General features: G+C 72.2%; 17 protein-coding genes. 16 read left to right on the top strand and 1 reads right to left on the bottom strand.

Going from position 1 to position 24,359, the window contains the following annotated elements:
- Position 1: 1 nt before the first annotated feature.
- Genes PARJ55_RS22210 through PARJ55_RS0114400 form a run of 14 tightly spaced genes read left to right on the top strand, consistent with a single transcriptional unit; the run spans position 2 to position 21,796 of the window.
- Positions 2-1,315, top strand: coding sequence for a DUF4255 domain-containing protein (locus PARJ55_RS22210; protein ID WP_051416285.1), 1,314 nt, complete (start codon positions 2-4; stop codon positions 1,313-1,315).
- A complete protein-coding gene (locus PARJ55_RS22205; protein ID WP_051416284.1) occupies positions 1,312-3,108 on the top strand; it encodes an AAA family ATPase in 1,797 nt (598 codons plus the stop codon). Before PARJ55_RS22210 ends, PARJ55_RS22205 begins: the two co-directional genes overlap by 4 nt.
- Entirely contained in the window at positions 3,105-3,356 is a 252-nt protein-coding gene (locus tag PARJ55_RS0114455) for a hypothetical protein (protein ID WP_036698595.1), read from the top strand. Before PARJ55_RS22205 ends, PARJ55_RS0114455 begins: the two co-directional genes overlap by 4 nt.
- On the top strand, positions 3,353-8,428 hold the full coding sequence (locus PARJ55_RS23015; protein ID WP_051416283.1) for a hypothetical protein: 5,076 nt from the start codon (positions 3,353-3,355) through the stop codon (positions 8,426-8,428). Before PARJ55_RS0114455 ends, PARJ55_RS23015 begins: the two co-directional genes overlap by 4 nt.
- On the top strand, positions 8,429-9,073 hold the full coding sequence (locus PARJ55_RS0114445) for a hypothetical protein (protein WP_028713686.1): 645 nt from the start codon (positions 8,429-8,431) through the stop codon (positions 9,071-9,073).
- A gap of 7 nt (positions 9,074-9,080) precedes the next feature.
- Entirely contained in the window at positions 9,081-9,368 is a 288-nt protein-coding gene (locus tag PARJ55_RS22195; RefSeq protein ID WP_051416282.1) for a tail protein X, read from the top strand.
- Position 9,369: 1 nt separating this feature from the next.
- Complete coding sequence (locus PARJ55_RS0114435; protein WP_028713685.1) at positions 9,370-10,512, top strand: hypothetical protein; 1,143 nt, start codon at positions 9,370-9,372, stop codon at positions 10,510-10,512.
- Entirely contained in the window at positions 10,509-11,006 is a 498-nt protein-coding gene (locus tag PARJ55_RS0114430; RefSeq protein ID WP_028713684.1) for a phage baseplate assembly protein V, read from the top strand. The genes PARJ55_RS0114435 and PARJ55_RS0114430 overlap by 4 nt, the downstream gene beginning before the upstream one ends.
- Positions 11,006-11,332, top strand: coding sequence for a hypothetical protein (locus tag PARJ55_RS0114425; RefSeq protein WP_036698593.1), 327 nt, complete (start codon positions 11,006-11,008; stop codon positions 11,330-11,332). The genes PARJ55_RS0114430 and PARJ55_RS0114425 overlap by 1 nt, the downstream gene beginning before the upstream one ends.
- Positions 11,329-11,691, top strand: a complete 363-nt coding sequence (locus PARJ55_RS0114420; RefSeq protein WP_028713682.1) for a GPW/gp25 family protein — start codon at positions 11,329-11,331, stop codon at positions 11,689-11,691. The genes PARJ55_RS0114425 and PARJ55_RS0114420 overlap by 4 nt, the downstream gene beginning before the upstream one ends.
- Positions 11,692-11,694: 3 nt before the next feature.
- Positions 11,695-14,202: a putative baseplate assembly protein gene (locus PARJ55_RS0114415; protein ID WP_028713681.1), complete on the top strand. Its 2,508-nt coding sequence runs from the start codon at positions 11,695-11,697 to the stop codon at positions 14,200-14,202.
- Positions 14,199-16,853: a putative baseplate assembly protein gene (locus PARJ55_RS22190; RefSeq protein WP_036698590.1), complete on the top strand. Its 2,655-nt coding sequence runs from the start codon at positions 14,199-14,201 to the stop codon at positions 16,851-16,853. Before PARJ55_RS0114415 ends, PARJ55_RS22190 begins: the two co-directional genes overlap by 4 nt.
- Positions 16,850-18,919, top strand: coding sequence for a hypothetical protein (locus PARJ55_RS24030; RefSeq protein ID WP_028713680.1), 2,070 nt, complete (start codon positions 16,850-16,852; stop codon positions 18,917-18,919). Before PARJ55_RS22190 ends, PARJ55_RS24030 begins: the two co-directional genes overlap by 4 nt.
- Positions 18,920-18,943: 24 nt before the next feature.
- The gene (locus PARJ55_RS0114400) at positions 18,944-21,796 is read left to right on the top strand and encodes a DUF6519 domain-containing protein (RefSeq protein ID WP_028713679.1); all 2,853 of its coding nucleotides are present in this window, start codon (positions 18,944-18,946) and stop codon (positions 21,794-21,796) included.
- A 197-nt stretch (positions 21,797-21,993) separates the two neighbouring features.
- Here PARJ55_RS0114400 and PARJ55_RS0114395 read toward each other — a convergent pair whose 3' ends face one another.
- Positions 21,994-23,196 carry a pyridoxal phosphate-dependent aminotransferase gene (locus PARJ55_RS0114395; RefSeq protein WP_028713678.1) on the bottom strand — a complete coding sequence of 401 codons (1,203 nt, stop codon included), beginning with the start codon at positions 23,194-23,196 and terminating at the stop codon, positions 21,994-21,996.
- A 70-nt stretch (positions 23,197-23,266) separates the two neighbouring features.
- On the opposite strand from PARJ55_RS0114395, the gene PARJ55_RS0114390 reads away from it, so the two are divergent.
- Positions 23,267-23,548, top strand: a complete 282-nt coding sequence (locus tag PARJ55_RS0114390; RefSeq protein WP_028713677.1) for a succinate dehydrogenase assembly factor 2 — start codon at positions 23,267-23,269, stop codon at positions 23,546-23,548.
- 91 nt (positions 23,549-23,639) lie between these two features.
- On the top strand, positions 23,640-24,155 hold the full coding sequence (locus PARJ55_RS0114385; RefSeq protein ID WP_371255997.1) for a MarR family winged helix-turn-helix transcriptional regulator: 516 nt from the start codon (positions 23,640-23,642) through the stop codon (positions 24,153-24,155).
- The last annotated feature ends 204 nt before the right edge of the window (positions 24,156-24,359 follow it).

Here is a 24,359-nt window from a genome sequence, read left to right as displayed (position 1 = left end):
GATGTCGAACGCGCTCGCCATAGCCGCCGTGACCGCGATCCTGAGGGACCGGCTGAATGACGGGCTGCTCAATGCCAACCTGGATTCCATCGGCCAGTTCAGCGTCACTTCCTCGCCCCCCGACCGGCTTGAGGATGACGCCGAGCCGACCAACCGGCTGAACATCTACCTGTGGAACGTCACCCGCAACGCCGCCTGGTCCAGCCAGCGCCTGCCGGCCCGCAGCGCCTCGGGGGCGCGCATCGATAATCCCTGGCTGGCGCTGGACCTGCATTACATCCTGACCGCCACCGGCGCCGAGGACCTGAATGCCGAGATATTGCTGGGCTACGGCATGCAGGTGCTGCACGAGACCCCCGTGCTGACCCGCGCCGACATCCGCGCCTCGCTGGGCGGCGCCGATCCGGCGGTGGATGCGAGCCTCTTGCCGGCGCCGCTGCGGCTGCTGGTCGCCGCGGATCTCGCCGAACAGTTCGAGCAGATCCGCGTGACGCAAGCCGTGCCGGAAAGCCGCGACCTCGGCCAGATCGAGACGCTGAGCAACATCTGGTCGGCCTTTTCCGCGCCGCTGCGGGCCTCGGCGCTGTATCAGGTGGCCTGCGTGCTGATCGAAAGCCGCCGCCCGGCGCGCTCGGCCCTGCCGGTGCTGACCATCGGCGGCCGCACCGCGCCCCTGCAGGCACCGCGCATCCTGCGGGTGGCGGCGCTGCCCGGCGGCGCGGGGACGCTTCCCGACCCGATGGCCGCGATCCTGCCCGGCGGCTGGGTGGCGGCCGAGGGCACGGCGCTGGCCGCCGAGCGGATGCGGGTCATGCTGGGCGGGCGGCCGATCACGGTAGCGGCGGCGAATGTCGACGCGCGGCGCATCGACCTGCAGCTGCCCGCCGACCAGCCGGCCGGCATCGCCCGGCTGATGGTCGATCACCTGTTCGAGCCTGCGCCCGGCCAGGCAGAGCGGCTTTGGGAAAGCTCGAACGCGCTGCCGTTTGCCATCGCGCCGGTGGTGACGGCGGTGGCGCGGGCCGGCACGGTGACCGCCGGCCGCTTCACGGGCAGCGTGACGCTGACCCTGGGCCATCCGGTGGGCGAGCGGCAGACGGCGGCGCTGCTTTTCAACCCGCTGCCCGGGGGGTCGGCGCCGGCCTTCTCGGTCCCGGCGCGGCTGGTCGAGGGCAGCACCGACCGCATCCGCGCCGATCTGGCCGGCGTGGTCGCAGCCGATTATGTCGTGCGGGCCGAGATCGACGGCGCCGCCAGCCTGCCCACGCTGGGGCCGCAGGGCTTCGACGGGCCGGTCGCGGATCTGGACCCATGACCCGGCACCAGACCATATCCGCCGCCGCGCGGCAGGCACGGGCGCTGGAGCTGGCCGGCCGCCACGCCATGGCGCTGCTGCAAGGCGAACCGGCCGGGCCGCTGCTGGCGCAGATCGAAGACCTCTCGGCCCTAGGGCCGGTGGCGCTCTTGCAGATCGCCCGGCGCTTCGGCCTGTCGGCGCTGGATCTCGACCTGTTCTGCCTGATCGCCGCTCCCGAGCTGGGCATCGAACCCGCCGCCGCCCTGGCCGCGCACCCGCTGGCCCAGCATGGCCGCGCCACCCCGGCGCTGTGCGGCATGGTGCTGGGACCCGAGGCCGGCCCGGCGCTCTCTGCCGCCGCGCTGCTGCGCCAGGGGGCACTGGTCGAGGCGCTGCCGGGCCATGGGTTTGCGCAGCGGCTGCTGGCGGTGCCCGAGGCGGTGGCCTCGGCCCTGATCGGCGCGCCGGTCCCCGATCCGGCGCTGGCCCCGGCGCTCTCGCCCTGCATGGCCGCGCCCCATCCGCAGGCGGGCGCGCTGGCCGAGGCGCTGCTGAAGGCGCGCGCGGAAAACCCGGCGCCGATCCTGCACCTGGCCACCGCCGACCCGGCCGAGGCCGGCGCGCTGGCCGCCGAGGCCGCGGCCGGGCTGGGCCTGCACCTGGCGGCGCTGGAGCCGCGGCTGCTGCCGCAGGACCTCGACCCGGCCCGCGCGGCGCAACTGCTCAACCGCGACGTGGTGCTGACCGAAACGGCCATGCTGATCCCCGCCACGCCCGAGGGCTGCCTGATCGCCGACCGGCTGCTGGGACCTTGCCTGCTCTGGGGCATCGACCCGCATCGCACGCAGCGGCCCCGCGCCAGCCTTATCCCGGCCCGCGCCGCCCCGCTGCCCGGCAGCGAAATGGCGGATGCGCGGGCCAGCCACGCCACCGGCCTGGCCCCCGACCTGCCGGCGCTGATCCGCGCCCGCGCCGCGCAGGGGCTTGAGGGGCTGGCGCAGCGGATCAAGCCGCAGGCGCGCTGGGACGACCTGGTCCTGCCGCCCGCCCAGCTTCAGCAATTGCGCCAGCTTGCCGCCTGCCGCCGCCACGGGCCGCTTGTGCTGGACGATTGGGGCTTTCGTGCCAAGTCGGCGCGCGGGCTGGCGCTGACCGCGCTCTTCAGCGGTCCCTCGGGCACCGGCAAGACCATGGCGGCCGAGATCCTGGCCCGCGAATTGTGCGAGGACGGTGGCGCGCTGGCGCTCTACCGCGTCGATCTGGCGGCGCTGACCTCGAAATATATCGGCGAGACGCAGAAGAACATCGGCCGCATCTTCGACGCCGCCGAAGATGCCGGGGCGGTGCTGCTTTTCGACGAGGGCGAGGCGATCTTCGCCCGCCGCTCGCCCGAGGTGAAGGACAGCCACGACCGCCACGCCAATTCCGAGACCTCCTATCTGCTGCAGCGGCTGGAAAGCTATGCCGGCATCGCCATCGTGACCACGAACCTGCGCGCGGCGGTGGACGACGCCTTCCTGCGCCGCTTCCGCGCGGTGATCGACTTCCCCTTTCCCGACGCCGCGCAGCGGGCGCTGATCTGGCGCGCGGTGCTGCCCGAGGCGCTGCCACGCGACGCCATCGACTTCGACGCGCTGGCCCGGCTGGCCGTGACCGGCGGCTTCATCCGCTCGATCGCGCTGACCGCCGCCTGGCTCGCGGCCGAAAGCGGCGGGCGGCTGGGCATGGCGCATCTGGAGCGCGCGGCGCGGCAGGAATACATGAAGCTCGGCAAGCCGCTTTCCGAGGCGGAACTGCGGGGCTTCCGATGAGCGGCGCGGTCACCCTGCATATCGGCGCGCTGTCCCTGCCCGGCCTGTCCGAGGCCGAGGCCGCCCGCGCCGCCCGCGCCTTCGAGGCCGAGCTGGCGGCGCTTCTGGAACGCCACGGCCTGCCGCCCGGCACCCGCCCCGCCGACCTGGAGCGCGTCGACCTGGGCCGGCTGCCCGTCGGCGCCGGCACGCCCGAGGCGATGGGCCGCGAACTGGCCCGGGCGCTGCTGCGGAGGCTGGGGCCATGAGCGCGCTGCGCAAGCCTGCCGCGCCCGAACCGGCGCCGCGCGAGCCGGCCCGCGCCAGGCCGCGCTGGAAGGTGGTGGTGGCACCGCCCCGGACTGAGGCGGCCGAGGCCCCGGACCATATCCCTCTGGAGCGGCTGCGCCAGGCCGCGGCGCCGGGGCTGCATCGCGCCGACCTGCCCTTCCGCCCGGCGCTGGAGGCGATGTTCGGCCCGCTGCCGCCGGTCCAGGTGCTGACCGGCGCCCCGGTCGAGGCGGCGCTGGACCGCAAGGGCGCCGAGGCGGCGGCGCAGGACGGCGTGCTGTTCCTGCGCCGCGACGCGGCCCTGCCGGTCGTCGCGCATGAGCTGGCGCATGTGCTGCAATCCCGCGCCCCGCGGCAGGACGCCAAGACAAGCCCCGAGGCCGAGGCGCAGCGGGTCGAGCTGCAGGCGCGGCTCGGCGCCCCCCCGCCGCCGGTCGCGGCGCGGCTGGCCCCCGGCACCATCGCCTTCCGCATGCAGGGCGCGCAGGACCCGGTCCCTCAGCCCGATCCGCCCGTCGCCGTGCCGCCCCAGCCGGCACCCGAACAGCCGGCCCCGCCGCTGGCGGAGCATGTCCCGCCAAGCACGCAGCCCGCAGCCGATGCGCCGGAGGCAGTCGCGCCGGAACAGCTCGGCCCGGCGCCCGAACCCGACCTCGGCGCCGAGACCGAGGCCGCCGCGGCCGAGGCGGAAGCGGCCAGCGCGGCGCTGGAGGCGGCGCAGGACGCCGATGCAGTGATGGCGGCCTTTGCCGCCGCCCCGCCCTCGGTCAAGGCGCGCGAGGCGGCGGGGCTGGGCGCGCGGATCGAAGCCGCCTCGGCCCGCGCCCGCGCCGCCGAGGATGCCGCCCTGCCGGAATTGCGGGCCGAGATGGCGCCGGGCGAGCCCCTGCCCGCCGCCCCGCCGGTCACAACCCCCGCCGCCACGGCCGGGGCGCTGGAGGCCCAGACGCCGCCGCCCGCGCCGCTGCCCGATCTGGCGCCGACCCCGGACCCCGGCCAGGCGGCCGCCAATGCCAGCCTCGGCCCGCTCTTCGAGCGCGATTTCACCGCCGGCGACCCGCAATCGCTGGAGCGCAGCTTCGACCGGGTCCAGACCCGCGACGGGCAGGTGGCGACCTCGGCCGGGGCGCGCCCCGACGTGCCGCTGGCCGGCGAAACCGATCCGGCCCGCGTCGCGGACCAGGAGGCCGCCGCCGGCACGCAGGCAACCGAAGCCGGCACCGCCGCCGCCCGCGCTGTGATCGACGGCCCCGGCCCCGAGCAGGCGCAGCTGCGCGAGATGTCCGAGAGCTCCGCCCTGCCGCCGCGCCCGGCGCCCGAACCCGCGCCGGCCCTGCCCCCGGTCGAGGGCGCCGCCGCCTTCGCCGCCCAGCCGCTGGACGCGACCACGGTGGCGCTGTTCGACCGCGCGCATGGCCCGGCGATGCAGGAATCGCTCGGCCAGGCGCAGGCCGATCTGGACGCCGCCGCCCAGAGCCGCGAGGCCGGGCGCGAGGCGGAGCTGGCCCATGCCGAGGCGGAGCAGGCGCGGCTGAACGCCGAGGCCGATCATGCGCAGCGCGACGAGGTGATCGCCCGGCGCGCCGACATCCAGTCCGCCCGGCAGGACGCGCTGGACCAGCAGGCCGGCCATGTCTCGGACCTGCGCGACGAGGCGGCCTCGGCCCGCAGCGAGGCCCGGGGCGAGGTGGATGCCGAGGTCGGCCGCGTTGAAACCCGCATCGACGCCGATTTCGTCCAGGCCGAGCGCGAGGCCGAGGCCGAGGTGGCGCAGGGCGAAACCCGCGCGCAAGCGAGCCGCGACGAGGCCGAGCGCGAATCCGAGAACCAGAGCTGGTGGGACCGCGCCGTCAACTGGGTCAAGGCGCAGCTCGAACGGCTGACCGCCGCGATCAATGCGATCTTCGACGCGGTGCGCACCGCCGTGCGCGACATCATCAAGGCGGTGAAATCGGCGGCGCTGGGGCTGATCGACGCCGCCGCCGGGCTGATCAAGGGCATCATCGAGGCTTTCGGGGCGCTGCTGAAGACCCTGGTGAACCGGCTGCTGGCCGAATATTTCCCCGCCATCGCCGCGGCGCTGAACGCCGCCATCGACGCGGCGGTGACGGCGGCGACCGCGGCCATCGACCGCATCGCCAATGCGCTGAAGGCCGGCATCGAATTCCTGATGAACGCGCTGGCCGCGGGGCTGGACGCGCTGCTCGCGGCCTGGCAGGCGGCGGTCAACGCGGCGCTGGCTCTGGCCCAGGCGGCGCTGTCGGGCGACTGGGCGGCGCTGGCCCGGCTGATCCTGTCGCCGATCCTGATGGCGCTGGGGATCCAGCCCGACGCCTTCTTCCAGCTTTTCGCCCGCGCCGCGCAGGCCATCGACCTGATCGTCGCCAATCCCGGCGGCTTCGTGCAGAACCTGCTGGAGGCGGTCAAGGGCGGCATCCAGCGCTTTGCCGACAATTTCCGCCGCCACCTGATCGCCGGCATCATCCTGTGGCTGACCGGCCCGCTCGGCCGCGGCATCACCATGCCGGCGGAATTCGACCTCTGGGGCCTTCTGGACGTGGCGCGCCAGGCGCTCGGCCTGACCTTGGAGACCGTGCGCCGCGTCGCCGTGCGCGTGCTGGGCGAAAGCGCCGTGCAGAAGATCGAATACGTGCTGAACTATGTGCGGGCGCTGATCACCGGCGGCTGGCAGGGGCTGTGGGAGCAGCTGACCAGCGACCTTGCGATGCTGCGCGACATGGTGCTGGACCAGCTCAAGACCTTCCTGCTGGAAAAGGTGGTGCTGGCCTCGATCATGTGGCTGGCCGGCATGTTCAACCCGGTCGGGGCGCTGGTGAAGCTGGTGATGACGATCTGGAACTTCATCCAGTTCCTGCGCACCCAGCTCGCCCGCATCTTCGCCGTGGTGCAGACCGTGATCAACACCATCTGGGAGATCGCCACCGGCGCGCTGGAGCCGCCGATGCGCGGGGTCGAGCAGGTGCTGGCGCGGCTGCTGCCGGTGGTGCTGGACCTGCTGGCGCGGCTGATCGGCGTCTCGGGCATCCCCGAGAAGGTGCAGGAGGTGCTGCGCGCCGTGCGGCTGAAGATCGAGACGGCGCTGGAAAACCTGATGCGCCGGGTGCTGGCCGCCTTCGGCATAGAGGGCAGACAGGCCGAGACCCCCGCCGCCGGCCAGATCATGGCGCCGATCCATTTCCGCGCCGGTTCCGAAGCCCACACCCTGCTGATCGAGGACGAGGGCGAGACGGTGCGCCCCGTCATCCGTTCGGATCCGACGCCCTTGGTGCAATGGCTGGACGGCCGGCTGGGCCAGCCCTTCACCGATTACGCGGCGCAGAAGAACTGGCGCGGCGTGGTGCTGGCGAACAAGCGCGCCGAGCTCGAGGCGCTGGTCGCCGCCGCCAAGGCCGAGGAGGCGCAGCTGGACGCCCAGGCCGAGCTGACCGAGGACGCGGTGAACGCGGCCCAGGCCGAGGGCGCCTCGGAGGCCGTCAAGGCCGAGGCCGCCGCCAAGGCGCAGGAGACGCAGGCCAAGGGCGAGCAGACGAAAAGCGCCGTGGCGCGGGTGCTGGAATTCTTCGGCATCAGCATCGTGCCGCTGGACCAGAAATTCGCCCCCGAGCTTGAGGCGATGGCCCCCTCGCTGTCCGAGAACCTGCGCCGCTACGTGCTGCCCAATCTGGACGTGGCGCGCTATACGCCGCTGGACTGGCGCGGCTTCGCCACCATGCTGGCCGGCGACGGCAGCGCGACCGAGCCCTGGCGGCGGCCGGCCAATGCCACGGGCGCCGCCCGGCGCTTCACCGGTGGCGGTTTCGACGCGTCCGTCTCGGCCGAGGCGCGGCGGCTGGCCAAGGCGCTGAGCCTGCCGAATGCCGATACCTTCCTCGGCACCGAACCGGCATTCGACCCGGCGCGGGTCGGCCAGCTTTTCGGCGACCATCTGACGCGGCGGCTGAACGAGGGCGGCGCGACGCTGGCAATCACCGACCAGCTTCTGGCCGGCGGCGGGCCGGATTATCCGGCGCTGATGACGGCGCTGGCCACGCCGCTCTCCGAGGCGGTGACCGCCATGTGCAGCGCCGGCACCGACAGCCACGACCACGCCTTCGAGCGGGTGACGGGCAGCTATTTCCGGACGGTGATCGTCGATCAGTTCGACAGCGTGATGACGCAGGGCGGCTGGGGCACCTATTACCAGGACGACGCCATGAACGCCGCCGGCAGCGGCGAGGGCGGGGTGACGAAGCCGCTGGGCCATTTCGTGCGCCCCGACCCGACCGGCAAGGCCGGCTCGAAACGCGCGGCGCGGAACGGCCAGCGGCTGGCCGACGCGGTCAGGGGCGCCGATCCCGGCCAGCACGAATGGATCGCCTCGCGCTTCGCGGCGCAGATCATCCGCAATGCCGCCGACGATGTCGAGCGCGGCGAGACCGAGCGGCTGCGCGGGCTGTGCGAGCTGATCCAGTTCCAGCACCGGGTCCGCACGCCCACCAGGCAGCTGATCTTCGCGCCCCAAGGCCCCTATCCGGCGCAGAAGGTGGTCATCAGCTATCAGGCCTATGGCCACCGCATGGATCCGGAATGGAAGGACACGCCCGAGGACCGCCTGCCCGAGGCGCGGCGCGCGGAATGGTATCCGCCGGGCAGCCCGCATCAGGGCGCGCGCATCGGCATCATGCAGGGCCATCCCGGCGCCATCTATGCCCGCGTCAGCGGCGGCGTCCCCAGCCCCGAGATCAAGCAGCAGACCGCCGGTCACGGCACCTGGGACCAGGCGCTGGAGGGGATCGTGGCCCGCGACCTCTCGGACGGCACGGTCTATTTCAGCGAGATGCACCAGATGGCCGAGAACATCGTCCGCTTCTTCCGGCTGACGGTCTGGAACGGCGAGACGCTGCCCGAGGGCGGCTCGGCCTACGGCGAATATTTCAACTCTGGCCAGCAGGCCGAAAGCCTGTCGGCGCTGGCCGCCGAGTATCGCGGCTATTTCCCGAATTTCGAGGCCACGCTGCAGGCCCAGATCGACCAGGTGAGGAGCGCCTAGATGTCCGGCTATTCCCGCTCGCCCCGCTTGCTGAAAGGCGCCATCGTCGCCTTCCGCCCGCCGGTGCCGCTGCCCGAGGTGATCCCCTTCCAGATCAACCCGGAAAGCCTGCAACGGACCATCGAGGCCAATGCCGCCGAAAGCGAGGGCGGCGCCGACAGCTTCCGCCTGGCCGGCGCCCCGAAAGAGGTCATCAAGGTCGAGGCGGTGCTGGACGCCAGCGACGACCTGGAAAAGGGCGAGGCCGAGGAACTTGGCCTGCATCCGCGCCTGGCGCAGTTGGAGACGCTGCTTTACCCCGCCGCCTCGACCGTCATCGCCAATGCGGTGCTGCTGCGCCTGGGCACGGTCGAGATCCTGCCCGCCAGCGGCACCTTCACCCTGTTCATCTGGGGCAAGACCCGCATCCTGCCGGTGCGGCTGAAATCCCTGTCGATCACCGAGGAAGCCTATGACCCCCGGCTGAACCCGATCCGGGCCAAGGTGTCGATGGATCTGGCGGTGCTCAGCTATTCGGACCTGGAAAGCAGCCATCCCGGCTATGCCATGTTTCTCAGCCACCAGCTGGTCAAGGAAACCATGGCCATGGTCGGGCGCATCAACTCGCTGGGCTCGGTTCTGGGCTCGGACGTGAAGATAATGTGAGGGCGCCATGATCGACCGCGACTCCCGCTATGCCAAATCCGCCGTCCTGCACCTGACCGATGCGCAGGGGCGCGACATCGCCTATCTGGACCGCCGCATCATCCCCGACGCGCCGCGCATCGCCGCGCGCATCGCGGTCGCGGATGGCGACCGGCTGGACCTGGTGGCGCATCGCGCCTATGGCGACGCGCGCCAGTCCTGGCGGGTGATGGACGCCAATCCCGACCCCGAGCCGCTGGCCCTGGCCGACATCCCCGGCCGCCGCCTGAACCTGACCCAGCCGGGGGAGGCGTGACATGCTGCAGGAACTGATCGGGGTCCGCCTGACGCTGCTGGCCGGAACGGGCCTGCCCCGGCCGCTGCCGGCCGAGCTGATGGAGCGCTTCGTCTCGGCCGAGGTGGCGATCTCGGACCGCGAGGTCTCGGGCTTCGAGCTGGTTTTCGACGCCATCCGCGCCCCGGCGCTGGCGGGGGTGTTCCCGATCATGGCCGAGCCGGCGCTGAAGGCGGGCGCGCGTATCGTGCTGACGGCGGTGATGGGCCTGATGCCGGTGGTGCTGATCGACGGCATCGTCGAGACGGCCGAGTTCAAGCCGGCGCAATCGGCCGGCCCGGCGCGGCTGCAGCTGCGCGGCAAGGACCTGAGCTTCGTCATGGACCGCGAGGAGCGCGAGACCACCCACCCCGCCCAGGGCCCGGGCGAGATCGCCAGCATGATCCTGCTGCGCTACATGCAATATGGCATCGTGCCGATGGTCATCCCGCCGATGACGGTGGACCGGCCGAACCCGACCGAGCGGGTGCCGATGCAGCGCGGCACCGATTTCGCCTATCTCAAGGACCTGGCGGCGGCGCATGACCGCATCTTCACCATCATCCCCGGCCCGGTGCCGCTGACCTCGACCGGCTATTGGGGGCCGCCGCCGCGCATCGGCCTGCCGCAGCGCGCCATCACCGCCGACATGGGGCCGGACAGCAACGTCTCGGGGCTGAGCTTCGAGAACGCGGCGGGCGAGGCGGCCGAGGTCCAGGGCCAGGTGCAGGACCCGGCCACCGGCCAGACCATGCCGGTGCGCTCGACCATGGCGCTGCGGCCGCCGCTGGCCGCGCAGCCCTCGATCTCCAATCGCGCCACGGTCCGGACCAACCTGTTCCAGACCGGCGGCGCGCCATCCGCCGCGCAGGCCATGGGCGAGGCGCAGGCGCAATCCGACGCCACCACCGACACGGTCAAGGTGACGGGCGATCTGGATACCGCGCGCTATGGCGCGATCCTGTCGCCGCGCGGGCTGGTCGGGCTGCGCGGCGCGGGGCTGGACAATGACGGGCTTTATTACGTGCAAAGCGTGATTCACAAGATCTCGCGCGGCGCGTGGACGCAATCCTTCACCCTGAACCGGGAGGGCACGGGAACCACCGTGCCCATGGTGCTGCCATGAACGAACAGACGACGCGCGCCGGCTATTTCGGCAAGTATCGCGGCACGGTGTCGAACAACACCGACCCGCTGCAAAAGGGCCGGCTGCAGGTGCAGGTGCCGGCCGTCTACGGCACCAACACGCTGAACTGGGCCATGCCCTCGGTGCCCTTCGCCGGCTCGGGCGTCGGCTTCTACCTGATCCCGCCGGTGGGCGCCAATATCTGGGTCGAGTTCGAGGGCGGCAATATCGACGCCCCCATCTGGTCCGGCTGCTTCTGGGGCGAGGGCGAATGCCCCGGCCAGACGCCGATGGTCAAGATCATCAAGACCCAGGCCGCCACGATCACCCTGGACGAGGTGAATTCCTCGGCCCCGCTGGTGATCGAGACCACCGCCGGCAACCGCATCACCATCACTGCGCAGGGCATCACGCTGGAAAGCTCGGGCGGCGCCAAGGTCGAGCTTTCGGGGCCCAAGGTCACGGTGAACTCGGGCGCATTGGAGGTGACGTGATGACCAACCTTCTGCACATGGGCGCGACGATCCTGTGCCCGCATGGCGGACAGGCGCAGCCCGGCTCCAGCTCGACCCGCGTGCAGCTGGGCGGCCAGCCGGCGGTGACGGTGGCGCATATGATGACCATTGCGGGCTGCTCGTTCTCGACGCCGGACGGGCCGAAGCCCTGCACGCAGGTGCAATGGACCACGCCCGCGACCCGCGTGACGATCGAGGGCAGCCCGGCGCTGCTGTCTTCCTCGGGCGGCATCTGCATCGGCGCGGCCGGGCCCGCCGGCCCGCCGCAGGTCGTGGCGCAGCAGGTCAGGGTGACAGGACAATGACCGATCTTTCCGCCCCCTTCCGCATCGACGGCACCGGCCGTACCGCCACCACCGGCGACGCCCGCCGCCATGCCCGCGACCTGATCGAGGCGGTCTTGTTCACCGCCCCGGGCGAGCGGGTGAACCGGCCCGATTTCGGCTCGGGCCTGCTTGAGATGCTGTTCGACACCAACAACCAGGCGCTGGAGACCGCCGCCGATTTCCTGATCCAGTCGGCGATCCAGAAACACCTGTCCGAGATCCTGACCGTCTCGGAACTGCGCCTGCGCCGCGACGAGGGGCTGCTGGAGATCACCCTCTCCTATGTCCTGCGCGACACCGGCGAGACGGTCAGCGACACCTTCACGCGCGAGGTCTAGGCCATGGCACGCTCGGAAAGCTTCCTGGACGAAAGGCGCGAAAGGCTCGCCGCTTCGGCCGCGCGGGTGAACGGCATCGCCGGGATCGAGGTCGATGCCGGCGACATGACCCGGCTGGTGCTGCGCTTCGTCCATCCGCTGCCCGGCCAGCCGAACGGACGGCCGACCGCGCCGGCGCTGCGGCCCTCGGACCTGCTGGTCGAGGGCGGCGACCGCATCCGCGGCGTCAGTGTCATCAGTGCCGAGGCGTCGGGGCGCGAGCTGCGGCTGCGGGTGAACCGGGCGGGCGATTTCTCGACCTACCGGCTGCGCATCCGCGACGGGCTGCCGGGCTGGGACCCGATCCTGCGCGAGATCCGCTTCGCCTTCCGGCTGCATTGCGACACCGGCGATTGCGCCGCGCCGCCCCCCGCCCCCGAGCGGCCGGCCGAGCCGCCGCAGATCGATTACCTGGCGCGCGACTACGACAGTTATCGCCGGCTGATGCTGGACCGCATGGCGGTCAGCGTGCCGGACTGGACCGAGCGCAACCCGGCCGACCTGGGCGTGGCGCTGGTCGAATGGCTGGCCTTTATCGGCGACGCGCTCAGCTACCGGCTGGACCATGTCGGCACCGAATACGCGCTGCAGACGGCGCGGCTGCGGGTCTCGGCCGCGCGCCATGCCCGGCTGGTCGGCTACCGGATGCATAACGGCGCCAGTGCGCGGGTGCTGGCGCAACTGCGGCTGGCGCCGGGGGTGACGGATTTCACCCTGCCCGACCAGGGCGTGGCCTTCCTGACCCGCTCGGACAGCGACGGCGAGGCGGTGATCCCGCTGGCCGCAGCGCAGGCGGCGGTCGAGACCGGCGCCGTGGCCTTCGAGCCGCTGGCGCCCGCCGCCCTGCGCGCCGCCCATCACCGCATCGCCCTGCATCACTGGGGCGATGCCCAGGCGGTGCTGGCGCGGGGCGCCACCTTCTGCGACCTGCGCGACCCGGACCAGGCGCTGCAGCTGGCCGAGGGCGACCTGCTGGTGCTGGTGCAGAACCGCGACCCGGTGACGCGGCGGCTGTCCGACGCCGATCCCGGCGCGCGTCAGGCGGTGCGGCTGACCGCCCCGCCCGAGATGCTGGCCGATCCGCTGGAACTGCTGCCGCCCCCCGGCGGCGGTGCCGCACAGCCGCTGCGGGTCTGGCGCATTCGCTGGGGGCCCGCGGACGCGCTGCGCTTCGACCTGGACCACGGCGCAACCGAAGGCGAGCCGATGGCGCTGGCGCTTGGCAATATCGTGCTGGCCGATCACGGCCTGACCCTGCCGGACCCGGCGACCGACCAGCCGCTGGCCGAGCCGCTGGGCCTTGCCCCCGACCTGACCGACCCCGAAGAGCCGCCCGCCCCCGGCCAGCCCGACGAGCCGAAGCCGCTGGCGGCGCTGGACCGGCCGCGGCCCTTCCATCCGCGCCTTGCCCGCCGCGACCTGAGCTTCGCGGTGCCGCCGGACGGCGGCGCGGCCCCGGCGGCCGAGCTGCTGCGGGTCGATCCGGCACGGGCGGTGGCGCAGATCACCCTGCGCTCGACGCACGAGAGCGACCGCTGGTTGCCGGTGCCGGACCTGCTGGGCCAGCCCCCCGATGCGCTGGTCTTCGACCCCGAGGTCGAGGCCGACGGCACCACCCGGCTGCGCTTCGGCCAGCCGCAGGGCGCCTCGCCCAGCCTGAACGGCAAGACGCCGCGGCCCGGCGACGGCTTCACCGCCAGCTATCGCGTCGGCCATGGCCGCGCAGGCAATATCGGCGCCGGGGCGCTGGCGCGGGTCGCGGCCTCGGGCGCGGTGGCGGCCAATGTCGCGGGCGTGACAAACCCGCTGCCCGCCGCCGGCGGCGCGGAACGCGAGACCGTGGCGGAAGTGCGTCAGCGCGCGCCGGTCGGCTTCCACCTGCAAAGGCGGGCGGTGACGCTGGCCGATTACGAGGCGCTGCTGGACGCCCATCCCGAGGTGCAGCGCGCCACCGCCCGCAAGCGCTGGCTGGGCGGCTGGCCGGCGATCTTCCTGACCGTGGACCGGGTGGCGGGCCTGCCGGTGGATCAGCCCTTCCGGCAGATGCTGCTCGACTATCTCGAGCCCTACCGGATGATGGGCCACGACCTGACCGTGGACGCGCCGATCCTGGTGCCGCTGACCATCGCCATCCGCGCCTGCGCCGAAGCCGACGCCTTTGCCGACAAGGTGGCCGAGGCGCTGGCCGCGCGTTTTTCCGCCGGGCTGGCCGAGGACGGGCGGCCGGGCTTCTTCCATCCCGACAACGTGACCTTCGGCAGCCGCATCTATCTGAGCCATATCTACCGCGCCGGGCTCGATGTGCCGGGGGTGGCCGACCTGCGCGTCACCGCCTTCGGCCGCTCGGGCCAGCCCGATGCCAGCGCCGAGGGCGTGCTGGATTTCGGCCCGCGCGAGATCCCGGTGCTGTCGAACGACCCGAACCGCCCCGGCGAGGGACGGCTGACCATCGAGACGAGGGGGGGCAGATGAGCAGCGTCAAACCCACGCCGGAACCGATCGCCAACCGCGCCGGCCTGCCGGCGCTGCGCGCCCGCGCCGGCAGGCATCCGACCTTCCTGGCCGCGCTGCGCCGCGGGCTGGCGGACGGCAACCGCCCCGGCCTGTCCGAGCTGCGCAGCCGCGACCGGGACGACCTCACCCTGGGCCTGCTGGACGCCTGGGCGGCCACGCTGGACACGCTGACCTTCTATGCCGAGCGGCAGGCGAACGAGGCCTATCTGCGCACCGCGACCCGGCGCGAAAGCGTCCGCGCCCATGCCAGGCTGATCGGCTACGAGCTTGCCCCGGCCAAGGCGGCCTCGTGCCATCTGGTCTTCGAGGCCGAGCCCCATGACGCGCCCGAGGCGGTGCTGGACTATCCGCCGGGCCTGCAGGTGCGCTCGATCCCGCGCGACGGCGAGCTGCCGCAGCTGTTCGAGACCGTCGAGCCGCTGCTGGCGCGCGCCGAATGGAACGCCATGCGGCCGCTGATGGCCTGGCCGCAGGTCCTGGCCGCGGGCGCCGAGGAGATCCAGCTGGCGCCGGACGCGCCGCGCCTGGCGCTTGGCGATCCGCTGCTGCTGATGCAGGGCGAGGTGCCGGTGGCCACCGGGTCGGGCGATCAGGCCGGGTTCCTGCGCCGGGTCTCGGGCCTGCGCGACGGCATCGGCGGGCGGCGCATCCTGGCGCTGCGCAGCGATCCCGCCAGCCAGCCGCCCTACAGCTTCCAGCCGATCCTGCAGGCCATCTGGATGCCGGGGCTGGCCTTCTCGACCAGCAGCATGGTGGCGCTGCTGGCCGGGCACAGCTGGTCGGTGGCGACGCTGGCCAGCGCCAGCAATTTCCACAGCCTGACCCCGCGCGAGATGCGGCAGGCGGTGCAGGCCTCGGATTTCCGGGCCGAAGGGCCGATCCGCCCGGCAATGCTGCGCATCCGCGCCGGGTTCTTCGGCAATACCGCCGCGGTCAAGCTGCTGCCGGCGAATTCCGGGATCGGCGCGCCGGGGGCGGTCACCGCCACCGCAGGCCAGGTGGGCGACACGCCGCCGGGCAACCGCGCCTATCTCTATCTCGACCGCGATTATCCCGAGATCACCACCGGCCAGGGCCTGCTAATCCGCAATGCCGCGAACGAGGCCTGGCTGCGCATCCATGCCGCCGAGACCCAGGGCGTCGAGGCCTACGGCCTTGCGGCCAAGGTCACGCGGCTGGAGGTCGACGACAAGGGGCTGGCGCCGGACGGCGCGCTGATCGCGCTGTCGGGCTTCACCACCCGCGGCAGCATTGCCCATGCCCTGCCCGAGCCGCTGCCGCTGGCCGACCTGCCGATCACCGATCCGGTCGGGCAGGCCGCGGGCGCGCTCGGCGCCGATCAGGTCGAGATCGCGACGCCCGAGCTGCAGCTGATGCCCGGCAAGGTGCTGGCCATCACCGGCGAGCGCGCCGATCTGGCCGGCGTCGCGGCGGCCGAGATCCGGGTGCTGGCGCAGAACCTGATCGTCGGGGACCATTCGCTGCTGACCTTTACCCAGCCGCTGGCGCATCGCTATGTCCGCGCCACGGTGCGCCTCTCGGCCAATGTGGCGCTGGCCACGCATGGCGAGACGGTGGCCGAGATGCTGGGCGACGGCGACGCCACCCGGACCTTCCAGCGCTTCAAGCTGAAATCCGGGCCGCTGACCCATGTCTCGGCCCGCAACGCGCGCGGCATGGTCCCGGCGATCGAGGTGCGGGTCAACCGCATCCGCTGGGACCTGGTGGAGGATTTCCGCGCCGCCGGGCCGCAGGACCGGGTCTGGCTGCTGCGCATCGAGGAGGACGGCAGCGCCTATGTCGTTTTCGGCGATGGGCTGCGCGGCGCCCGCCTGCCCACCGGACAGGGCAATGTCGAAGCGGTCTATCGGCGCGGTGCCGGGCTGTCCGGCCATCTGGAGGCCGGGCAGCTGGCGCTGCTGGCGACCAAGCCCGCCGGGCTGAAGGCGGTGACGAACCCCCTGCCCCCCGCCGGCGGCGCCGATGCCGAGCGGCTGGAGGATGCGCGCCGCAACGCGCCCATGGGCGTCCTGACGCTGGGCCGCGCCGTGTCCTTGCGGGATTACGAGGATTTCGCCCGCAGCTTCGCCGCCGTGGCCAAGGCGCGGGCCGACTGGACCTTCGACGGCTTCGCCCGCCCGATCCTGGTCACTGTCGCCGGACAGGGCGGCGCCATCCTGCCCGAGGCCGGCGACGACATGCAGAACCTGCGCGCCGCGCTGCTGGCGGCGGGCGAATCCGACCTGCGCGTCGGCCTGCGCAATTATCGCCCGGTCGGCTTCGGCCTAGCGGCGCGGCTCTTCGCCGATCCCGGCCACATGCCCGAGGACGTGATCGAGGCCGCGCGCCGGACGGTGCTGGCGGCGTTTTCCTTCGACGCGCGCGAGCTGGGGCAAGGCGTCAGCCAGGCCCAGGTCATCGCCGCGCTGCAATCGGCGCCGGGCGTGGTCGGGGTCGATCTGGACGCGCTCTATACCGGCGACACACCGCAATTGCGCCCGCGCCTGACCGCCGCGCTCGGCCGGCCCGACCTTGCCGGAGCGCTGCCGGTCGCGGCGGAACTGCTGACGTTGGATCCCACCCGGCTGCATCTGGAGGTGGCGGCATGAAACTGACGACCGAGGACATCTTCGCCCTGCTGCCCGCCTATATGCGGCTGCGCGACGCGGCCGAGGGCGCGGCGGTCAAGGGCCGGCTCGACCCGACCGACGTGCGCGAGGCGCAGGATTTCGGCCCGCTGCGCACGCTTGCCTCGCTGATCGCGCGCGAGGCGCAGGTGATGGACGAGCAGATCGCCCGGCTTTACGACGATGCCTTCATCGAGACCTGCGCGCCCTGGGTGGTGCCCTATCTGGGCGATCTGCTGGGCGTGCGGGGCCTGGGCGAAATCCCCGAGGGGCTGGACCTGCGCGCCCGCGTCGCCGATGCGCTGGCCCTGCGCGCACGCAAGGGCACGCTGCGGGCGCTGGAACACGCGGCCTCGGAAAGCGCCAACCTGCCGGTGCTGGCGGTGGAATACGGCCGCAAGCTGGTGCATGCGCAATCGATGCGCCTGACGCATCCCGCCATGGGCGCGGCGGTGGATTTCCGCGACAAGCCAGGGCTGGCGCGGATCGGCGCGGCCTATGAGCGCGCCTCGCGCGGGGTTGAGGTCCGGCGCATCGACACGCGTGGCGGGCGCTGGAACCTGGGCAATGTCGGGCTGCATGTCTGGCGGCTGCGGCCCTGGCCGATCAGCAACCATCAGCTCAACCCGGTGGTGGCGGGCCGGCGCGCCTTCCGCTTCCATCCGCTGGGCTGCGACGCGCAGCTTTTCGACCGCGCCCAGGCCCGGCCGCCCATCGAGCAGCCGATGCGCGAATCCGCCCTGCCGATCCCGATCAGCCGCGCGCTGATGGCCGAGGATCCCGGCCGCTTCTATGGCGAGGGCCGGGCGATCCGGGTCTTCGTCGGCAATGCCGAGGTGCCGCTGGCCGAGATCCGCGCCGCCCATCTGGGCGACCGCGCCGGCGGCGGCACCGAGCCGTGGAACCGCGCCCCCCTGCCCGACCGCACCCTGATCGATCCGGAACTGGGCCGGCTGGTGGTCGGCGCGAACCGCCCCGGCCCGGTGCGTGTGACCTGCCGTTTCGCCCGCCCCTATGAGATCGGCGGCGGCGAACATGACCGATCGGCCTCGATCGGCTCGGTCGAGGATGCGGTGGCGATCCCGCCCTCGGTGGTCATCGCCACCCGCATCGCCGAGAACGGCAGCATTGGCACCTTCCTGCTGGAACAGAGCACGCATTACCGCTCGGGCGGCAGCATCGCAGTGCCGGATGGCGGCGTGCTGCGGCTGATCGCCGCCGAGGGACGCTTCCCGACCCTGCGGCTTTCCGCGCCCCTCACCATCACCCTGGGCCGCGCTGCGCGGGTCGAGCTGAACGGCCTGCGGATGCATGGCGGCATGCTGCGCATCCGCGGCAATGCCAATGCGCCCGGCACGCTGGTCCTGCGCGACTGCACGCTGGTGCCGGGGCTGGGGCTAGACCGGCTGGGCAACCCGGTCTCGCCCGGCGAGGTCTCGCTGCTGATCGAGGCGACGGGCATGGCGCTGAGCTGCGAGCGGGTGGTGACCGGTCCGGTGCGGCTGGCCTCGGATGTCGAGGCGGGCTTCGCCGATTGCATCATCGACGCCGGCAGCGGCGCGGCCCGGGCGGTCTTCGCGGCGCCGAACGCGCTGCGCCACGTCCTCAGCCTGACCCGCTGCACGCTGCGCGGCCGGGTCGAGACCGACGGCTTCACCGGCGGCCTGACCGCCGAGGAAGAGACCGCCGAGAGTCTGCCCGCCACCACCGACACGCTGTTTCTGGGCAGCGCCCCGGCGGTGACGGCAGCGCCTCGGCAGGTCGGCTGCATCCGCTTTTCGCTGGTTCCCGAGGGGTCGCTGGTGCCGCGGCTTTATCGCTGCATCCGCGGCCCGGCCCCGGTCTTCGCCAGCCTGCGCTATGCGGATCCCGGCTATTTCCTGCTGGCCCCCGGCACGCCCGACGCATTGCGCCGCGGGGCCGAGAATGGCGGCGAGATCGGCGCCTATAACCGCGCCGCCCTGACCGTCCGCGACGACAACATCGCCCGCAGCATCGAGGATTTCCTGCGCTTCGGCCATGCCGCGGGGATCTTCCATGAAAGCTGACGCGCCCAGAACGAGGAGGTTGACATGACCGGAGATTTTTCACGCTGGCGCGGCCCGAACGCGAAGCATCGCGGCTATTCGGGCGTGCTGATGCAGCAGGGCCGGCTTTACACCGACTCGGACTGGAACGAAAACACGGCCATCCAGACCGAGCGCATGGAAAGCGCGCTTGCCCGCGTCATCGGGCCGGGCGGCACGCCCAAGACCGCGCCGGGCTTCGCCATCACCGCCGGCGCGGGCGGCTTCGGCATCGGCGCCGGCAGCTATTGGGTGGATGGCGTCCGGGTCGAGAACCCGGCGCCCGTCTCCTATGCCGACCAGGGCGGCGGGCTGAACCTGGAGCCGCTGGCCGAGATCGTGCAGGACGGCGCCGAGATGCTGATCCATCTGGAGCTGCGCAAGGATGAGGTCTCGGCGCTGCAGGACGGGCTGCTGGCCGATCCGGCGCTGTCGGGCGTCGATACCGCGGTGCGCGAGCGCGCGCATTGGCGCGTCGCCATCCGCCCGGTGACGCTGACCGATGCCGAGCGCGCCGAGATCGTCGCGCGCGCCGGCTGCGGCCATGCCCCGGACTTTCCCGACTGGCGGCCCGGCACCGGCCGGATGAGCGCCGGCACCGCCCCCGCCGCCGACCTGCCCGACAACAGCGACTGCCTGATCCCGCCCGATGCCGGCTATCTGAGCCAGGAGAACCAGCTTTACCGCGTCCAGATCGTCCGGGGCGGTACGCGGGCGCAGGCGCGCTTCGTCTGGTCGCGCGAGAACGGCGCGGTCGCCGCGCGGCTCGGCCGCAACGAGGGCGGCGAGTTCATCCTGCTGGGCGCGCGCGAGGACGAGGCGCTGGGTTTCCCCTCGGGCGGCTGGGTCGAGGTGCAGGACGACCGCGACGCGGCGCTTGGCCGGCCAGGCACCTTCACCCGCATGACCCTGACCGAGGGCGTGGCGACCTTCTCGCCCGGCATCGGCAATTTCGACCAGATGGTGAACCCGCGCATCCGGCGCTGGGACCATGGCGGCGCCTCGGCGCTCGGCCTGCCGCTGACGGGCGCGCCGACCCTGCTGGAGCGCGGCGTGCAGGTCGCCTTCACCGATGGCAGCTATGTCGCGGGCGACGCCTGGATGTTCGAGGCCCGCGCCGCCACCGGCGCGGTGGTCTGGCCGCCCTATCCCGGCGCGGCGGACGAAGCGGTGCCGCCGATGACCTGGGGCGTGCGGCGGGTGCCGCTGGCGCTGGCGCGGCGCGCGGGCGACGGCATCGCCCAGATCACCGACCTGCGCGCCACCTTCCCGGCGCTGACCTGCCTGCAGGCCGAGGATGTCGGCTATGACGACAGCGCCACCGGGCTGGGCGCCGAGACCGTGCAGGAGGCGATCGAGGCGCTGGCCGGCCGCTCGGGCCAAGGGCTCTGCACGGCGCTGGTGCGCAACCGCGACGAGCTGCGCGCCGCCGTCGAGGCGCTGCGCCCCGGCCAGAGCATCCGGCTGTGCCTGACCGGCGGGAATTTCCAGCTGCAGCAGACGCTGCGCCTTGAGCGGCTGGGCCATGTGATCGTGCAGGGGACCGGGCCGCAGACCGTGGTCTCGGTCGCCGAGGGCGAGGCGGCGCTGCTGTTCCGGGGCTGCGCCTCGGTGCGGGTCGCGGACCTGTCGGTGAATGGCGGGCCCAACGGCGATGGCGGGCGGCGCGGCGGCCGCCATGGCGCGCTGACCATGCTGGGCTGCGGCGACATCAGCGTCGCGCGGGTGCGGGCGCGCTGCCGGCCGGGGCCGGACCGCGCCTCGGCCTGCATCGCCAGCATCGGCGCGCTGGGACGGCGGCAGGAGGTGCGGGTGCGCGACTGCGCCTTCAAGGTCGGCCAGGCGCAGATCGGCCTGCTGATCGTCGGCGCCTGGCGTGCGGTCGTGCAGGACAACAGCTTCGTCCCGCTGCCCGGCCGCGAAGGCAGCGCGGCGCTGCGGCTGGCGACCGACCGTCGCATTCTGGCGCGGATCCGCCGGGGCCTGCTGCGCTTCGGCAGCCTTGACGTGCAGCCCGACCTGACGGCCTATCAGACCGACGGGCGACAGCTGCAGGGCCGGCCGATCTCGCTGCCCGAGCTGATCTTCGGCGGCTCGCTGGGCGAGGTGCCGCTTTACCGCCGCGGCACGGTGATCCTGCGCGGCGATCCCGAGGTGCTGCGGCTGCTGGCGACGCTGGCCCCGGGCGGCGCGCGCGGCCGCATCACCGACCCGGCCGAGATGCGGCGGCGCATCTCGAACCTGATCACCGAGGCGGCGGCGAACCAGGGCCGGGTCGTCTTCAACGGCCGGCCGCTGCGGCTGCTGCGCCCCGAGATCTTTCGCACCGCGGCAGGCGCCTATATCGGCGAAGCCATCTGCATCGCCGGCCCCGCCGTCGAAGAGGCGCAGGTCAGCGGCAACCGCATCGAGGGCGCCGATTGCGGCATCCGCATCGCCGCCTCCTCGGCGCGGGACGAGGTGCCGCCGCGCTGGCGCGACCACCGGCCGGGCAATGCCATCCGCCATGCGCTTGTCAACGGCAACACCATCCTGCTGCGCCCGGCCAGCACCGCCACCCCGGCCTTCGGCCTGTTCATGGGCCATGGCGACCGGCTGCTGGCCAGCCAGAACAGCGTGCTGGGCGAGGACCAGCCGCTTCGGGGCGGCCTGCCTTCCCCGCATTTCGGCTTTTGCCAGTTCGGCTGGCACGGCGATCAGCTGGTCTGGTCCGAAAACCGCGCCGCACAGCTGACCAACGGCTTCGCGGTGATCCCCGCCCTGCGCGAGGCCCGGGCCGGGATCTGGCGGCTGCGCGACAATGCCGCGCCCGACACGCTGCGCGCCTATGTCGTGGCCGCCGGCGTGGCGATCAGCTAGAAAACGCTTTGGCAACAGCCGGCTGCATGCTAGGATCTTTCCGTCGAAGGCGGTCTTTGATCGTCACAGGTAGCCAAGCGCGAGATATGCGTCGCGAGTCGCTGTTCAGTCTCAAGTCGTAAGGTGCTGTTCGAATCATCCGGAGACATGGACGAGGCGGGACATACCCGCCTCTACCCATTTTCAGGACTGCATCTTCAGCGCAGCCCCTCGCAGAACCCCTTGATCCGCGCGCAGGCGTCCGTCAGCACCGCGTCCGAGGTGGCGTAGGAGATGCGGAAATGCGGCGCAAGCCCGAAGGCCGCGCCGAAGACCACCGCCACCCCGGTCTCGTCCAGCAGCGCGGTGGCGAAGGTCTCGTCATCGGCGATGACCGTGCCGCCGGCCGAGGTCTTGCCGATCAGCGCCGAAATCGAGGGATAGACGTAGAATGCCCCCTCCGGCACCGGGCAGACGATGCCGGGGCAGGCGTTCAGCCCCGCGACCACCAGGTCGCGCCGGCGCTGGAAGACGGCACGGCTTTCCGCGATGTAATCCTGCGGCCCCTGCAGCGCGGCCAGCGCCGCATATTGGCTGATCGAGCAGGGATTCGAGGTCGATTGCGATTGCAGCTTGGCCATGGCGCGGATCAGTTCCTCGGGCCCGGCCCCATAGCCGATGCGCCAGCCGGTCATGGCATAGGCCTTGCTGACGCCGTTCATGGTCAGGGTACGGGATTTCAGCCCCGGCTCGACCTGCGCCGGGGTGACGAAGCGGAAATCGTCGAAGACCAGATGCTCATAGATGTCGTCCGACAGCACCCAGACCTGCGGGTGGCGCATCAGCACCTCGGTCAGCCCGCGCAGGTGCTCTTCGCCATAGCCCGCCCCGGTCGGGTTCGAGGGCGAGTTCAGGATCAGCCATTTCGTCCGCGGCGTGATCGCCGCTTCCAGCTGTTCTGGGGTGATGCGATAGCCGTTCTGCATGGCGCCCTCGATCACCACCGGCGTGCCGCCGGCCAGCAGCACCATGTCGGGATAGCTGACCCAATAGGGCGCGGGGATGATCACCTCGTCGCCCGGGTTCAGCGTCGCCATCAGCGCATTGTAGAGGATCTGCTTGCCGCCGGTGCCGACCGTCACCTGAGCGGGCGCATAGTCCAGCCCGTTTTCCCGCGCGAACTTGTCGCAGATGGCGCGCTTGAGTTCCGGGATGCCGTCCACCGCGGTATAGCGGGTATGGCCGGCGTCGATGGCGGCCTTGGCGGCCTCGCGGATATGCGCGGGGGTGTCGAAATCCGGCTCGCCGGCGGACAGGCTGATGATGTCCCTGCCCTCGGCGGCCAGGTCGCGGGCGCGGCCGGTGATGGCGATGGTGGGCGAGGGTTTGACGCGGGCGAGCGTCTGCGACAAAAAGCTCATCGAATTCATCCTGCGGCTGGGTCGCCTCGTCATAGGCGCCCCCCCGCGGACAGGCAAGCCGGGGACGAGCATGGACGAGCATGAGGCAAGGCTGAAACGGTTGCGGATGCGCAGCTGGCGGCGGGGCACCAAGGAGATGGACCTGATCCTGGGCCCCTTCGCCGACAGCGAACTGGCCGGGCTGGGCCCCGAGGAGCTGGACCTCTACGAGGCCGTGCTGGCCGAGAACGACCAGGACCTTTATCCCTGGATCACCGCGCGGCTGGGCGATGCCCGGCCGGGACCCGCGCCGCTTCTGCCCATGCTGGACCGGGTGGCGGCCTTTGCCCATGCCCGGCTGACCCGGAAATAGCCGCAATTTTAGCGAACCGCGCCGGGATTAACCGAAGATTGGGAAATATGCGGCATGGTGGCGGAAACGAGGCCATCAACGGAACCCGCATATGCAACAGCGCAGCTCTGCCCAAACGGTGCCCGCCCTGCGGCCCATGCCGCGGACCGGCCGGACCGAGGCTTATCTGGAAAGCCTGCAGATGCTTGAGCGTCTGCACCGGCTTCTGCTGGATCTGGTCAAGGACGAATTCGAGCGGCTGGGCCGGTCCGAGCTGACGCCGGTGCAGGCGCTGCTGATCTACAATCTCGGCACCTCCGAGGTGACGGCGGGCGAGTTGCGCTCGCGCGGGATGTATCAGGGCTCGAACGTGTCCTACAATCTCAAGAAGCTGGTCGAGCTGGGCTATGTCCATCACGAGCGCTGCGAGATGGACCGCCGCTCGGTCCGGGTGCGGCTGACCCCCGCCGGGCAGGAGGTGCGCGATTGCGTGGCGCGGCTGTTCATGCGCCATGCCGAAGGGCTGGACCTGTCCGGCGTGCTCGACGATCCGCCCATCGAGACGGTGAACCTGCAATGGCGGCGGGTCGAACGCTTCTGGGCGGAACAGATCCGCTACATCTACTGAAAGCGCCGCTGCCGAACGCGCCGCCGGGATGCATGGCCCGGCCGCGCCATCATGCCCGGCCCGACGCGAATCGGCCAAGGGGGCCTCTTCCCGCCGGCCGGTCCTGGGGGCGTCGGGCCGGGCATGATCCTGGCGGCACAGCTGCCGCGCGAAAAGGCGGGCCGCCGCGGGAAAGAGCGGCCGCCAGGCGACAGGGCCGCGCCA

This window comes from Paracoccus sp. J55 (assembly GCF_000513975.1).
In the GTDB taxonomy this organism is placed as follows: domain Bacteria; phylum Pseudomonadota; class Alphaproteobacteria; order Rhodobacterales; family Rhodobacteraceae; genus Paracoccus.
Note: the sequence above shows the minus strand (reverse complement) of the source record. Positions and strands in the feature narration are given on the sequence as shown.